Genomic DNA, 267 nt, shown 5'->3' on the forward strand with positions numbered 1-267 from the left:
GCAGCCCGACGAGCTCTACAGCGCCGCTGTTGCGAGCGAGGTCTGCGGCGAGCTCGAGCGACTTCTTCGCCGCCGCGACCCCATGGGGCGCGAGCGGGGGCAGTGGCATGTCCTCGAGGTAGGGCGGTTCCACTCCTGCATAGACCCCGATCGAGCTTGCATAGACGAGGCGGCTGACGCTAGCGCTGCGCGCGAAGCGGATCGCGTTGGCGAAACCCCGTAAGTCCGCTGCCAGGTCATCGAGCGGGTCGCCGACACCATGTGTCG

1 protein-coding gene is annotated in these 267 nt (G+C 68.2%); it reads right to left on the reverse strand.

Features of this window, described 5'->3' with window-relative positions; all coding sequences use genetic code 11:
- The coding region (locus SB775_RS30220) for an NAD-dependent epimerase/dehydratase family protein (protein WP_410864939.1) at nucleotides 1–267 on the reverse strand (267 nt) is incomplete at both ends.

The sequence above is a fragment of the Peribacillus sp. SIMBA_075 genome (genome assembly GCF_046534585.1).